At 63.8% G+C, this 13,444-nt stretch carries 13 protein-coding genes; 2 read left to right on the top strand and 11 right to left on the bottom strand.

Going from position 1 to position 13,444, the window contains the following annotated elements; all coding sequences use genetic code 11:
• Window positions 1–30: 30 nt before the first annotated feature.
• On the bottom strand, window positions 31–333 hold the full coding sequence (locus B133_RS24730) for a hypothetical protein (protein WP_198291016.1): 303 nt from the start codon (window positions 331–333) through the stop codon (window positions 31–33).
• Here B133_RS24730 and B133_RS25400 point away from each other — a divergent pair.
• On the top strand, window positions 268–756 hold the full coding sequence (locus B133_RS25400; protein ID WP_369751468.1) for an SDR family oxidoreductase: 489 nt from the start codon (window positions 268–270) through the stop codon (window positions 754–756). The two genes, B133_RS24730 and B133_RS25400, sit on opposite strands and share 66 nt — an antisense overlap.
• Window positions 757–899: 143 nt before the next feature.
• Here the strand turns inward: B133_RS25400 and B133_RS24520 are convergent, their stop codons facing one another.
• The 7 genes from B133_RS24520 to glnT form a co-directional block, all read right to left on the bottom strand.
• Entirely contained in the window at window positions 900–1,262 is a 363-nt protein-coding gene (locus B133_RS24520) for a hypothetical protein (protein WP_026256650.1), read from the bottom strand.
• Between the two features lie 77 nt (window positions 1,263–1,339).
• The gene (locus B133_RS0119580; protein ID WP_018603470.1) at window positions 1,340–2,539 is read right to left on the bottom strand and encodes an FAD-binding oxidoreductase; all 1,200 of its coding nucleotides are present in this window, start codon (window positions 2,537–2,539) and stop codon (window positions 1,340–1,342) included.
• Window positions 2,540–3,469: 930 nt separating this feature from the next.
• Window positions 3,470–4,117, bottom strand: coding sequence for an XRE family transcriptional regulator (locus B133_RS0119570; protein ID WP_018603469.1), 648 nt, complete (start codon window positions 4,115–4,117; stop codon window positions 3,470–3,472).
• A gap of 909 nt (window positions 4,118–5,026) precedes the next feature.
• Complete coding sequence (locus B133_RS0119565) at window positions 5,027–6,361, bottom strand: FMN-binding glutamate synthase family protein (protein ID WP_018603467.1); 1,335 nt, start codon at window positions 6,359–6,361, stop codon at window positions 5,027–5,029.
• On the bottom strand, window positions 6,361–7,044 hold the full coding sequence (locus B133_RS0119560) for a protein glxC (protein ID WP_018603465.1): 684 nt from the start codon (window positions 7,042–7,044) through the stop codon (window positions 6,361–6,363). The genes B133_RS0119565 and B133_RS0119560 overlap by 1 nt, the downstream gene beginning before the upstream one ends.
• The gene (locus B133_RS0119555) at window positions 7,032–7,928 is read right to left on the bottom strand and encodes a glutamine amidotransferase (RefSeq protein WP_018603463.1); all 897 of its coding nucleotides are present in this window, start codon (window positions 7,926–7,928) and stop codon (window positions 7,032–7,034) included. The genes B133_RS0119560 and B133_RS0119555 overlap by 13 nt, the downstream gene beginning before the upstream one ends.
• A 23-nt stretch (window positions 7,929–7,951) precedes the next feature.
• Window positions 7,952–9,268: a type III glutamate--ammonia ligase gene (glnT, locus tag B133_RS0119550; RefSeq protein ID WP_018603461.1), complete on the bottom strand. Its 1,317-nt coding sequence runs from the start codon at window positions 9,266–9,268 to the stop codon at window positions 7,952–7,954.
• Between the two features lie 475 nt (window positions 9,269–9,743).
• Here glnT and modA point away from each other — a divergent pair, with 475 nt between their 5' ends.
• A complete protein-coding gene (gene modA, locus B133_RS0119540) occupies window positions 9,744–10,520 on the top strand; it encodes a molybdate ABC transporter substrate-binding protein (protein ID WP_018603456.1) in 777 nt (258 codons plus the stop codon).
• Window positions 10,521–10,522: 2 nt separating this feature from the next.
• Here modA and B133_RS0119535 read toward each other — a convergent pair whose 3' ends face one another.
• Genes B133_RS0119535 through B133_RS0119525 form a run of 3 tightly spaced genes read right to left on the bottom strand, consistent with a single transcriptional unit; the run spans window position 10,523 to window position 13,399 of the window.
• Window positions 10,523–11,686, bottom strand: a complete 1,164-nt coding sequence (locus tag B133_RS0119535) for a cation:proton antiporter (protein WP_018603454.1) — start codon at window positions 11,684–11,686, stop codon at window positions 10,523–10,525.
• 9 nt (window positions 11,687–11,695) lie between these two features.
• The gene (locus tag B133_RS0119530; RefSeq protein ID WP_018603451.1) at window positions 11,696–12,073 is read right to left on the bottom strand and encodes a hypothetical protein; all 378 of its coding nucleotides are present in this window, start codon (window positions 12,071–12,073) and stop codon (window positions 11,696–11,698) included.
• A gap of 15 nt (window positions 12,074–12,088) precedes the next feature.
• On the bottom strand, window positions 12,089–13,399 hold the full coding sequence (locus B133_RS0119525) for a carotenoid oxygenase family protein (RefSeq protein ID WP_018603449.1): 1,311 nt from the start codon (window positions 13,397–13,399) through the stop codon (window positions 12,089–12,091).
• Window positions 13,400–13,444: the final 45 nt, after the last annotated feature.

Genomic DNA, 13,444 nt, shown 5'->3' with positions numbered 1-13,444 from the left:
CCACCGCAACATAATTCCTATAGCTAAATATCAACCCTGACTATGCACGTCAACGTTCGTTTGTCGACTGCGGCTGGTTGGGTCGTGCGTCGTGGCGGTGTACCGCGCGGCAAGTTTGGTGATCTCAGCGGCCAAATCGGGAGCGTCGTTCGGGTCGACGTAGAAGTCGAGGTCCATGGCGGCGAGGTAAGCGGCCAGTAGTTGTGGGCCTTGAGCGCCGGCTTCCAATACGGCTTCGAATACGTCGGGTGCTACCACGTCACGGACGTGGGGCACCGCTTCGGCGGCGACCCCGACGGTGCGCAGCCGGTCGCGTATCCGCGCGGGGAGCACCCGCTCGAGTTTGGTCGCGGCGCGGTTCGCGCGCTCGGTTATGCCGTCCAACCCCCGGTGGCCGCGGTCCGCAGCGCGATCGCCACGGCCAGGGCCGCGTCGTCGTCGAGATGCAGCGGAGGCAGTGCCGTGCCGGCTGTCTACGCGGCGAGCAAGGCGGCCGTCGAGCAACTGACCCGGATCTGCTCGCGTGAACTCGGCTCACGAGGAATCACCGCCAACACGATTTCGGCCGGTCCCACCGACACCGACTTGCTGCGGGAGAACGCCGTACCCCAGGCCCTCGACGGTGCTGCTGCCATGACCGCCTTGGGTCGCATCGGCCAGCCCGTCGACATCGCCAACCTGGTGGCACTGATCGCCCGTCCCGACAGCGGCTGGATGACCGGACAGAACATCCGCGCCGACGGTGGTCTGTCGTGACGGGGTGACAACGCGAAAAGGGCTGCGGTTGTGCCTCATTGCATCTCGCGAACCGCTCATCGCGATGCGCAAACATGGTGTCGGATGGCGCACGGTGCGGCATCCGAACCCTGGTGCACAAACGCACCTAAAGAACGACTGCGTCAGATCCAATCGCTATCATCTTCTACCACAACAGAATTCGACCGTTTACATGCTCGGTTCGCGAAATCTGTCGGGTCCTTGCCGGGCTCGAATGCTGCGCGGGGTTCTAAAGCTCGAGCGGGGTCGAATCGGCGCGGGATCCAGTCCCAGTCCTGAAGATCGCGGATGTAGGTGCGTCTCGTCTTCGGCGACAACGGTTTACCGAGTTGCTCGGTGCGGCGGCCGCGCGGGTTCTCCGATTGGATGTGGTCACCGACGCGCATCCGAGCGACGGCGGCGCGCCAGCAGCTTGTGTTGTTGTCGGTGTCGACGGCGATGATCCGTCCTGGCACAAACGAAAGCGGCGTCGGCGATGTCTCCATCGCCGACGCCGCTGCGCACTGTCTGACTCACGTGTTCGTGTGAGCCGTCCTGAGCGCCCTAGGGCGATGATGCGTAATTAGCGCATCTGTCCTGCGCCGATGTACGGGAACGGGCTCTTCAGCAGCTTGCCTTCGGCGAAACGGGACAGACGGAAGTCCTCGGCCGGGATGTCGGCGTCGGAGCTCACGCCGTCGACGACGAGGTCGGCGATCAGCTTGCCGACTGCCGGAGCAATCTTGAAGCCGTGGCCCGAGAAGCCCGCGGCGACGATCAGTCCGTCGACGTCGGTCTTCGAGATCGCGGGGTTGAAGTCTGGCGTCACGTCGTAGCAACCAGCGTAGGTCGACGCGATCGAGGGGTTCTCCAGGCCGGGGAACCGGGTGCCGATCTTGTCGACGGTGAGGTCGATGAAGTCGTCGTCGGCGCGGTTGAGGTAGTTGTCCGGATCGGCCGGCTCAAGCACATCGAGCGCGGAGTTACCGAACAGGATCTGGCCGTCGGAACCTTCGGGGCGGACGTACTGCAGCGAAACCAGGTCGGAGAACACCGGCACCCGGCCGAGGTCCTGGCCCGGATCGATGAGCACGATCTGCTCGCGGTGGACCGTGATCGGCAGGTCGATGCCGTGCTGAGCCAGCAGCGCAACCGACCAGGGGCCGGCGGCGACTACGACTGTGTTGGCCGAGACGACGCTGCCGTCGGTCAGGCGCACACCCGTGGCTTTGCCGTTCTCGACGATGATCTCGCTGACCGTGGTGCTCTGACGCAGGCGGACACCCTGACGACGAGCGGCAGCGGCGAAGCCCTGCGCGGTCTGGTAGGCGTCGCCGTATCCACCGCGCTCCTCCCACGCGAACGCGGCGAAGGGCTCGAGGTCTGCGACCGGCCACAGCTTCGCGACCTCGGACTTGTCGATGTCCTCGGTGCGTACGCCGACGGCGCGCTGCGCAGCCATCGAATCCTTGATGGCCTGGACGTTCTGCGGGCCCACGCCAACCACGTAACCGGTCTGATGGAAGCCGACATCCTCACCGAGGATGTCAGCGGCATTTTCGAAGAGGTCGAGGCTGCGGGTCGCCATGGCTGCCAGCGAGCTGACGCCGTAGTGGCAGCGCACGACGCCGGAGGACTTCCCCGTGCCGCCCGAGCCGACGGTGTCTCGTTCGAGGATGGTGACATCGGTGACGCCGCGTTGAGCCAGGGACCAGGCTGCCGAGCAGCCTTCCAGTCCGCCGCCAACGATAACAACGTCGGCCGTGGAAACAGTTTCAGACATGATGATGGCTTTCTGGTTCGGACATGATGATGGATTTCTAGCGGTGGTGTGTGACTGGCGTAGTCAAAGCCGTGGCATGGACCACGGTCGCGGCGATCCCGATGTTGGCCCCCGCGCGTTCTCGTGCACCAGTAGGTGCTCGTGTGTGCAGCCTCGACTCCTGACCCACGGTGTTCGAGGCCATAGTCGCTTCCCTTCGCGCAGCATTTGTACTGTGAGTTGACGACATCCACTGTCAGTGGATGTGGTCTACGTTACTACCGTTTCGCCAAAATAAACAGTATTCAATGGGATGAAACCGACTTGTGGAGTGGCTCCGCGCCAACCGGCCCAGTCCCCCACTACCCGTCCCCCTGGCGCCATGCAAGTTCGGTCAAGGTCTGAGGCTTGCAATCGCCGGACACCGAGGTCCAGCGATGTACAACTCACATATTCTCCTCCTTATCTATCACCGCTGCTAGCGTGGCTTTTCCATGGATCTGCGTGCGTTGCCCACGGCCCGGCCGGACAGCATTCAATGTCCACCGCGAGCTCGAAGTCCTCGCGCATCTCGCAGTGGGGGAAAGCCTAACAGCGAACTCGCGGAGCAAGCGTGGTATTACCCGTCTTGATGGCTCCAGGACTATGTTCCGAGCGTGAGTGGCAAGAACGGTCATCACCCATGGCCGCAACGCGGCGACAAACACCGGGTCATGGTCACCGACACCGCCGCGTGCGAGGACACTGACCTTCGAGGAATCCTGCGCGACGCGAACCCCTTGTCGCGCGCGGTCACACTAGCCGCCCGCGCCGGCGCTTTCGGCGCAACCGGCTCTCTATAAGACTGGATGACCCACCTGCGGGGCCGCTGGCCGGGAGGCCGACAAGAGGCCTACAAATCTCGGGAGGACACCCCGAGCACAGCGCCACCGAAGACGCGCCGCCTAGAGGCTAGAGGTGAGAGTCGGGAAAGGTAATCACCGACAGGAACCTGATCGGCAGCTGTACCAGGTCCAATGGCCCGTGCGTGCCTTCGCCGTCGAGCAGAAGGGAGTCGCCGGGGTGCAACCGGTACACCGAGCGGCTGTGGCTGTAGTCCATCACGCCATCGAGCATGTAGATGAACTCAGTACCGGGATGTTGAAACAGCGGGTAGGTCCGGCTCTTTTCGGTCAGCGTGACGTGCAGGCATTCCAGCCGCTTGTGCTCACCTCGCAGGGAGCCCAGCAGCTGGTACTCGTGGCCCACCCGCGTGCCGTCGCGCGCGATTCTCGCACCGGTGCCGGCTTCGACGAATGCAGCGGGGCGCTCCACATCAGAGCCGCGGAACAGCGACGTTACCGGCACATTGAGACCCTTGGCGAGCAGCGACAACGTCGACAGGCTGCATGAGGTTTGGGCGTTCTCGATCTTGGACAACATCGCTTTGGAGATGCCGACCGTGGTAGCCATCTCACCAAGAGTCAGACCCTGCTGCAGGCGTAGCTGCCGGACATTGCGAGCGATGGCCGTTTCGAGTTCCAGCGCCTCGACAGACTCCTCCGGACCGCGCTCCCTCGCGATGCCCGAGACGTTGCGCAGAAGCGGGGCGTCGGTCACCTCTACCACTGTAGTTTCTCGATCAATGTCAAGTGACCACTGCAATTATATTGGGGGCCTTGAGGTAGAAGACCGGCCAAGCGTTGAGCGGGCTGTCGAGACCCGGGATCCCCCAAAGAAAATGACCAACGGTTAGCTTGCTTCCAGGGTGATTTTTCAGAGTGCGCTCGTAGGTGACAGAACGTCTTCCGGTCGCTGAATGCTACGTCGATGATTTCAGAAGCGTATCCAATCACCAACTGCTGCAATCGGTTCCGTCTTGACGAGGAAGGCATGGCGGTAGCTGCATCTGTGTTTGAACGTTGGTCACAGCGGTCCGTCACCAGCTTTGTCCCAGCAGATGCGGTGGCGTCCGGGAAGCGGCAGGGCCCGTGCGCAGGCGCTACCAAAACCTGGACAAAGGCTGTGTACTGGCTGCCAGGATCCGAGTGCAAGATCACATTTTCGACACGCCGGCCACGCGTGAATATCGCCCTCATCGCGGTCTTGAACGTGCGTAGGCTAGTGCCCCCGATGTTCCGGCTCAGCCTTTGATCTTGGCGCGGTGGTGTGGCGAGATTGCTTGATTCGGCCGCGGCCGCGGGCTGCCGGCGTACCTTACGGGCAAGCCGTCGAGTGAAAGCGGCTTGGCTTCAACAAAATTCGGCGGTCGACCCGCTATTGGCCGTCGATATCCGCCGGACACTGCTAGCCCCGTCCTCGGCGACGACACGAGTAGGGGCGAGTTGAGTAGGTCGTAAGAGCTGTTGGGGACCGCTTTGACATCCATCGGCAAGCGCTGTCAACGAATTACGGTCCCCGACAACCACATTCATAAATCACATGGGCGGCGCCACCCTATGCGAGCACCGAAGGCGGTGATTCCACCGTCCGGAGACCGGACGGTGGAATCACCAACTCTCACTCAGCTCAGTAGGGCGTTCCGGGGACCCACGAGGTTCCGGCGAGCGGGATGCGAGACATCGCGGCCGCCTCGACCGTCAAGGACACCATGTCCTCCGGCTCCAGGTGGTTCACGTGCGCCTTACCGCAAGCGCGTGCGACGACCTGGAGTTCCATCGTCAGCACCCGCAGGTAGTTCGCCAACCGACGCCCACCCTCGACCGGGTCGAATCGGGCGGCCAGGTCCGGATCCTGCGTGCTGATGCCCGTCGGATCCTTTCCGTCCTGGAAGTCGTCGTAGAAACCGGCGGCACTGCCCAGCTTCTCGTACTCAGCGGCGTACCGAGGATCGTTGTCGCCAAGAGCGATCAACGCAGCGGTTCCGATGGCCACCGCGTCGGCGCCCAGCGCCAACGCCTTGGCAACGTCGGCACCGTTGCGGATGCCGCCGGAGACGATCAGCTGGACCTTGCGGTGCATACCCAGTTCCTGCAGGGCCCGCACAGCCAGTGGAATCGCGGCCAGCGTAGGAATACCGATGTGTTCGATGAACACTTCCTGGGTTGCCGCGGTACCACCCTGCATGCCGTCGACGACGACCACATCGGCACCGGCGGCGACAGCCAGCTTCACGTCGTAGTACGTGCGGGTAGCACCCACCTTGACGTAGATCGGCTTTTCCCAGTCGGTGATCTCACGGATTTCCGCGATCTTGATGGCCAGGTCGTCCGGGCCAGTCCAGTCGGGATGCCGCGACGCGGACCGCTGGTCGATACCCTGCGGGAGGGTACGCATTCCGGCGACGCGCTCGGAGATCTTCTGGCCCAGGAGCATGCCGCCGCCACCCGGCTTGGCACCCTGCCCGAGCACAACCTCGATGGCGTCCGCTTTACGCAGATCGTCGGGGTTCATGCCGTAGCGCGACGGGAGGTACTGGTACACCAGGTGCTTCGACTGGCCCCGCTCCTCCGGCGTCATACCACCGTCACCAGTCGTGGTGGAGGTGCCCACCGCGCTGGCGCCGCGGCCCAGGGCCTCCTTGGCACGTCCGGACAGCGCACCGAAGCTCATGCCTGCGATGGTGATCGGAATGTCAAGGTGCAGCGGGTATTTCGCGAACCGGTCACCAAGCACGATGTTGGTGGCACACTTCTCGCGGTAGCCCTCAAGGGGGTAACGCGACACCGACGCGCCGAGGAACAGCAGGTCGTCGAAGTGCGGCAGCTTCCGCTTGGCGCCCCAGCCACGGATGTCGTAGATACCCGTGTTGGCGGCCTGTTGAATGGCGGCGATCGTAGTCCGGTCAAAGGTGGCGGACTCGCGCAGGCCAAGCCTGGCCCGGTCGTCGTCTGTTTGGCTCATCAGTATGCTCCAGCGTGGTCGACGTGGAAGTGGTAGAGGTTGCGGGCAGACCCGTACCGCGTGTAAGAGGCAGTGTCGTCGTCCTCGAACCCTGCGGCCTTGAGCAACTTGGCCAGCTCCTCGTGGTGCTCGGCCCGCATCTCCTTGGCGATACAGTCAGCGCCCAGTGATGCGGCGTTGCCGCGCAGGTAAATCCGCGTCTCGTAGATCGAGTCACCGAGTGCTTCACCGGCGTCGCCGCGGATCACCAAGCGTCCGGCCTGCGCCATGAAGGCACTCATGTGGCCGACGCTGCCGCCCACCACGATGTCGACGCCCTTCATCGAGATACCGCACCGCGCCGAGGCGTTGCCCTCGATCACGAGCAATCCCCCGTGCGCGGTCGCACCCGCGGACTGAGAGGCGTTGCCCTTGACCCACACGGTGCCGCTCATCATGTTCTCGGCCACGCCGGTGCCGGCGTTGCCGTTGATGGTGATCTCGGCCTGCTGGTTCATACCCGCGCCGTAGTAGCCCAGGTGCCCGTTGATCGTGATCTTGACCGGTGCGTTGACACCGACCGCGACGCTGTGCGCCCCGAACGGGTTCTCGATGATGAACTCACCGGACAGATCCGGCGCATGCAGGGCGGCGTTTACCTCCCGCAGTGGCGTCTTTTCCAGGTCGAATATCAACGGCTCCATGCGTACACCACCTCGGGCTCCGGTTCCCAGATCTTTGCGTTCTCGACACCCGGCAGATGTGCCAGGGCACGGTATTCACTCGCCACCGCGACCAAGTCGGGGGTCTCGGCGATCACGGCAGGCTTGCACGAGATTGCATCGCGCACGACCGCGAACGAGTCGTGGTTCGACACCAGCAGGGTGTAGAACCCATCGAAGGTGGCACAAAGCTCCTTCAATGCGGTTTCGACGTCACGACCCTTTGCCAGCTGATGCGCCACAAAGCGGGCGCCCACCTCGGTGTCGTTCTCGCTGTCGAAGGTCACACCTTCGCGGCGCAGATCCCGGCGCACGGTGGCGTGGTTCGAGAACGAGCCGTTGTGCACCAGGCACTGCCCGGTGCCCACCGCGTAGGGGTGGCATCCGGCCGGGGTGACCGCAGACTCGGTGGCCATGCGGGTATGCCCCACACCCTGCCAACCCTGCGCCTTCGGCAGGCCCCATGCGTCCGCGAGGACCCGCGGAGCACCCACGCCCTTGAGCACCGCGAGGTCGGAGCCGAAGCCGACGACCAGCGCGTTGGGGAGAGCCTCGCGAGCTGCGGCAAGCAGCGCTTCGGAGTCGACCGCCGCGGTCAACAGGTAGGTCGCGTCGAGGACGCGTACGTTGACGGCGACACCCGCCTTTTCGCCGACGGCGGCCGCAACCTCGTCAGCCGGGGCGTCAACCTCAAGCAGCGACACGACACCCTGTCCGGGCGGCGTCCAGTTGGGGTCGCCGTAGACGGCAACACCCGCTGAATCCATTCCGCGGTCGGACATTTCACACAACATCCCGGTGAGCAGTTCGCCCAGCCTCGGATACAGTTCGGGGTTGCGCAGATGCAGCCCCACGATTCCGCACATTTGTTGATCTCCCTTCTTAGTTCTTAGAAAGCCGTCAGGTATTCGCCGATTTCCCAGGGACCTATCTGGCTGTGGTAGGTGAAGAATTCGTCGCGCTTGATGTCGGCGAAGTAGTTGGATACTCCCTCGCCGGCCGCATCCAGCACATTCATCATCACCGGATCGGCCTCTAACGTCTCCACGGCGTGGAGCAGAGTCACCGGCAGCGCGGGCCGCGAGGTCGCCTGCGCGCCCATCTCGCCGGGATCGACCTTGTTGGCGATTCCATCGAGGCCGGCACCGAGTGCCGCCGCCGCCGCCAGGTACGGATTCGCGCACCCGCTGCCGCCACGCAGCTCGATGCGCTGGTTGTCGGGAATGCGGACGTAGTGCGTGCGGTCGTTGCCGCCGAACGTCGGGCTGTTCGGCGCCCAGGACGCGCCGGAACTCACCGCGACCGCGCGGGTCCGCTTGTAGGAGTTGACGGTCGGCGCGATGATGGCCTGCAGCGCACTCGCGTGCTCGAGGATGCCGCCGATGAAGTGGTACGCCGTGTCCGACAGGCCAAGGCCTCGATCGTCGGAGTCAGTGGGGAACACGGGTGTCCCACCGCTGGTCAGAGAGATGTGCAGGTGCAACCCGCTGCCGGTGCGGTCGGAGAACGGCTTCGGCATGAACGTGGCGATCATGCCGCGCTCTTCGGCACTCATCGCCAACAGGTAGCGGAGCGTCACCACCCGGTCAGCGGTGACCAGTGCCTGGTCGTATTGGAAGTTCTGCTCGAACTGACCGTTGCCGTCCTCGTGGTCGTTGGCGTAGTTGGCCCAGCCGAGCTGGTTCATCGCCGTGGAGATCCCCGAGAGGTGCTCGTACATCCGGGTCAGGCCGCGGACGTCATAACATGGGTTGGCCGCCACGTCCTGGGCGTCCGCGGTGGTGAGGGAGCCATCCTCGTTGCGCTTGAGCAAGTAGTACTCGACCTCGGCGCCCATCCACGGCTCGAAGCCTGCGTCGGCGGCGCGCTGGATCATCGCCTTGAGGATGTTGCGAGGCGCGTACGGCCACAGCTTGCCTTCGACGTACATATCACAATGGACCAGCGCCAACCCTTCCTTAACAAAAGGAATCGGGGTGAACGACACCGGATCGGGAATTGCGATCAGGTCGGGGTCTTTAGGCTCCTGCCCCATGGCCCCGGCGGCGTAGCCGGCGAAGCCCACGCCTTCCTTGGCGAGTTCGTCGATATGTTCGACCGGTACAAGCTTGGCACAGGGCTTACCTCGCAAGTCGACAAACATTGCGAGGATGAACTTCGTTCCTGACTTTTCAGCCAGGGTAGCAAGTTCGAGGTCAGGGGACATATTTATGCACCTTGTCTCGTGGTAGGAATCAACGTATACCGCTAGTAAACACCAGCTGAAACGTTTGGGCAAGAGAATTCAGCAAGGCAAATTTCCACCGACTGCCGACGCTCCAGTGCGGCGGAAGTGCCTCGGGGCCAGTATCACCGATGAACCGTCAGAGAGTGGCGGATTTCACTGATTGGGGTTCGATCGGAGCCGACCGGCGGCCGACGACTCCACAGGACTTTATTAACAGTCGTACAGGCAGCCGTTGCCCGATCTCGTCCAAATACCGTCTGAACCGCTGCTTCGGTTTCCTTAACTCCATGGTCAAGACCGCAGATGCGGTTGTTTGGTCCTGGCAGTGGTAGTTACGCTGACGCCGTGCCCCAGCACATCCGGATCCGCGAGGCCGCCGAGCTGCTCGGGGTCGGCGGCGCGGCTGTCGCAGTGGTCAAAGCACAGTGATCGTAGAAACCCCGAAAGGAATCGCATGACTCGTGTGCGTGCGCTGGCCATCGCCGGTGTGATGGCGCTGGCCGTGACCACCGGCTGCCAGTCCAATTCCGCCTCGGAACCCAGCTCGGCATCCGAAGCCGGCTCGCTCACGGTGTTCGCCGCGGCGTCGCTGAAGTCCGCATTCACCGAGATCGCCAACCAGTACAAGACCGACAACCCGGGCTCGTCCGTGGAGTTCTCGTTCGCGGGGTCCTCGGACCTGGTCACACAGTTGACCCAGGGCGCCACCGCTGACGTGTTCGCGTCGGCCGACACTCGCAATATGGACAAGGCCGCCCAGGCCGGCCTACTCGACGGTAACCCGGTCAATTTCGCGACCAACACGCTGACCATCGCGGTGGCACCTGGAAATCCCAAAGGCATCACGTCATTTCGCGATCTGACCAAGCCCGGCGTCAGCGTAGTGGTGTGCGCCCCGCCCGTGCCGTGCGGCGGAGCGACGCAGACTGTCGAGAAGGTCACCGGTATCACGCTGGATCCGGTCAGCGAGGAGTCCTCGGTGACCGATGTACTCAATAAGGTCACCACCGGGCAGGCCGACGCCGGAGTCGTCTACGTCACCGATGCCGCCGGGGCGGGTGACAAGGTGACCGCTGTGCCGTTCCCCGAGGCCGCTGAGGCTGTCAACACCTACCCGATCGCGGTGCTCAAGCAGTCCAAGAACGCTGCCGCGGCCCATCGCTTCGTCGACCTCGTCACCGGTGAGGCCGGCCAGAAGGCGCTGGCGAAAGCGGGATTTGCCAAGCCCTGAGTTCAGGCCGCCTCCGGTGGTTGCTTCGTGGCCGCCGCCGAGCGCGCGGCCAGCGCCCCGGCGACTGACGTCGTCGCGATGGTGATGAGCGCCCCGAGCATCATCGCTGATCCCTCCCCCGGCCTGAGCAGATGTTGTTCAGTGCCCAATGTCGCGGCGGCCACTGGCACCCCCAGCTGCGCTGCCGAGAACACCGCCAGCGGCAACGACTGGCCCATCAACCGACCCGCAGTGTGAGCGAGCACGGCACCGAAACCCAGCGCAGCGCCGAGCACGATGAGTTTGGGATCGTGGCCGAGCTCCCGCACCTGTAATGAAGCCCCCAACCACACGAAGAACAGCGGCCCGAAGAACCCGTCGGTGATGCCGAAGAGCTGCCGGGCCAACCGGCGTGGCTCACCGATCGCCGATATCACCAAACCCAGCGCGAAGCCGGCCAGCATGATCGATACGTGGGTCGCGACAGCGACAGCCGCGAGCGTGAACAAAAGAATCAAGCTGATGCGCAATTCGAGGGCGAACTCGTGATCCTCGGAGTAATGGTGTAGTCGTTTCCTCAGTCCGACCCGGCTCTCGGCCCACAGCAATACGTACACCACCACGGCGCAGCCGGCGATGGCCAGCGCCCCCAGAGCTGCCCGCGGAGCCCGCTGAATATCGATCACCAAGGGCAGCAAGACAATCGACGCCGCATCCGCGATGGCGATCTGGGCCGTGACCGAAAGCACCTGTGGGCCCTGCAACCGCAGTCCGTCGATCACCGGCAGGGCAAGCGCCGCGGACGACGACGCCATCAGCACGGCATACATCAGCGCGTGAGCAGTGCCGAACACCCGGGCCAGCACCACGCCGAGCACCGCGGCCACCGCACCCACCAGCAGTGCCCGTAGCAGCGCCTTGGGAATCGCGCTGTGCAGCGTGGTATCTCGCACCGGAACGTGGGTGCCGACGACGAACATGACCAGCGCGAAGCCGATGTTAGCCAACAACGAGAAGGTCGGGTCGGTGTGGTCGATGACACCGAATCCGGTTCTACCGAAGATGATTCCGGCCAGCAGCTCACCGATCACCACCGGGATCCGCATCCGCGGCACCGATGCCAGCGCCGGGCCGGTGAGCCCGATCACCACGATCAGTGCGAGCGTTCCGAAGCCGATGCCCGTCATGTCAGCACATCACGACTGCCACGACACCAACCGGCACGGTATGTCGGTGTTCTCGTCGGTCAGATAACTCGCGCACACGCGGTGGTAACCATCGGCCACCTGCAGCGGTGTACCTTTGCGCGCGTCGCCACGCACCAGCAGGATCGGCGACAGCTTCTTACCGTCACTGATCTTGACCAGGTCAGCGCGGACATGAGCATTGGTCTCCGGCAGCAGTGTCAGCCCGGCCGCCCGCAAGATGTCCTTGGCCTTACGGGTGACCGGCGGCGCCTTCTTCAGCGCCGACACCGCCTTGTCGACGGCGTCGGACTCGGCCACGAGCGACAGGTAATCCGCGGCCGCGTCGTAGTCATGATCTTCGGGCTTGTCGAGCCATTTCACCATCATGGCCCGATACGTTACTTAGCCGCTGATCCAGTTGCCGTGGAATCCGTAGGGAACACGCTGCGGCAGCGCGATTTTCGCCACCGGCTCGCCGGCGAAGGCACAAGCATCGAGGATCACCAGATCGCTGCCATCACGTTCCGGATCGTAGACGTAGCCGAGATACCACCCGTTGCTCTCGTCGGCCGCACCGGTGCCGGGAACGAACACCGCCTCACCCGGACCGCCGGAACCCAGGTCGTGGCGCACCGCGGCGCCCGTGGTCAAGTCATAGCGGATCCAGCCGTTGGAGCCGACCGCCACGGAGTAGCGCGCATTCAGGCCCGCGAGGCGGTCATCGATCCGTGGGAACTCCACGCCGGCATCGTCGAGCTGACGCTCGGTGACGGTGCCTGTCGTCAGGTCGATTCGCCATTCCCACAGCGCCCCCTCCGCGTCGAATCCGCCGTTTTCCCGCCACAGTTCGGGGTAGCGGACCGCGTGCAGCACAATCGAATTGCCGATCTCATGCGCATTCACCACATGAAAGACATAGCACGGGTCGATGTCGAACCAACGGATCGGGGCATTCGGATCGTCACGGCGCATGACGCCGAAGCGGGCACCGTAGTCATCGCTCCACCGGTAGGGCATGTCACCGTCGCCCTTGAGCGCGACGTCGAGATCGAACACCACCGGCAGGTCCATGAAGATGACGTGACCGGAGGTCATCGCAAAGTCGTGCATCATGGTGTGCGACTTGACATCCACCGGCCGGTTGACGGTGAGTTCACCGGCGGCGTCGACCCGATGATAGGTGACGTACGGCTCAAAAATGCTGCCGTAGCCGAAGAAATGAAGTTCCCCCGTCGTAGGGCAGATCTTGGGATGCGCTGTCATCGAATCCACGAGTTTGCCACCGAAGTCGTAGGCGCCCAACGTCTCCAGCTCGTTGGTGATCTCGTACGGCAGCGAGCTTTCCACCAGCGCGAGAGTCCGGCCGGCGTGGTTGACCACGTGAGTGTTGGCGATCGAGGCCCGTAGGTTGCGGCTGCCGTCGGCGTTGTAGAGCGGAAAGTCCTTGATGAAGCTATCGGTACGGACCCAGCGGTTGCGGTACCACTTGGCAGCGCCACTTTCGATGCGGATGCCGTGGATCATCCCGTCGCCGGTGAACCAGTGCGCGGTCGCCTGGCGCGGATTGGGTCCATTGCGCAGGTACCAGCCGTCCAGCTCGGGCGGGATCGCGCCTTCGACGGGCAGGTCGTATTCGGTGAGTTCGTCGGCGACGGGCGCGTAGTTGCCGCGCCGGAAGAAGTCGGTTTCGCCGACGGGCTGGGCTGAGGTCATGCCATCCACGGTGACATTCCATTACTGACATGTCAATAGTGGAAG

Source organism: Mycobacterium sp. 155 (genome assembly GCF_000373905.1).
GTDB lineage: Bacteria > Actinomycetota > Actinomycetes > Mycobacteriales > Mycobacteriaceae > Mycobacterium.
This window is presented reverse-complemented; position numbering and strand designations above follow the sequence as displayed.

Excerpts from the sequence above, each read along its gene's own strand:
- B133_RS24520 (WP_026256650.1), bottom strand. The coding sequence starts at position 1,262 with ATGGAGACATCGCCGACGCCGCTTTCGTTTGTGCCAGGACGGATCATC.
- B133_RS0119580 (WP_018603470.1), bottom strand. The coding sequence starts at position 2,539 with ATGTCTGAAACTGTTTCCACGGCCGACGTTGTTATCGTTGGCGGCGGA.
- B133_RS0119565 (WP_018603467.1), bottom strand. The coding sequence starts at position 6,361 with ATGAGCCAAACAGACGACGACCGGGCCAGGCTTGGCCTGCGCGAGTCC.
- B133_RS0119560 (WP_018603465.1), bottom strand. The coding sequence starts at position 7,044 with ATGGAGCCGTTGATATTCGACCTGGAAAAGACGCCACTGCGGGAGGTA.
- B133_RS0119555 (WP_018603463.1), bottom strand. The coding sequence starts at position 7,928 with ATGTGCGGAATCGTGGGGCTGCATCTGCGCAACCCCGAACTGTATCCG.
- glnT (WP_018603461.1), bottom strand. The coding sequence starts at position 9,268 with ATGTCCCCTGACCTCGAACTTGCTACCCTGGCTGAAAAGTCAGGAACG.
- modA (WP_018603456.1), top strand. The coding sequence starts at position 9,744 with ATGACTCGTGTGCGTGCGCTGGCCATCGCCGGTGTGATGGCGCTGGCC.
- B133_RS0119535 (WP_018603454.1), bottom strand. The coding sequence starts at position 11,686 with ATGACGGGCATCGGCTTCGGAACGCTCGCACTGATCGTGGTGATCGGG.
- B133_RS0119530 (WP_018603451.1), bottom strand. The coding sequence starts at position 12,073 with ATGATGGTGAAATGGCTCGACAAGCCCGAAGATCATGACTACGACGCG.
- B133_RS0119525 (WP_018603449.1), bottom strand. The coding sequence starts at position 13,399 with ATGACCTCAGCCCAGCCCGTCGGCGAAACCGACTTCTTCCGGCGCGGC.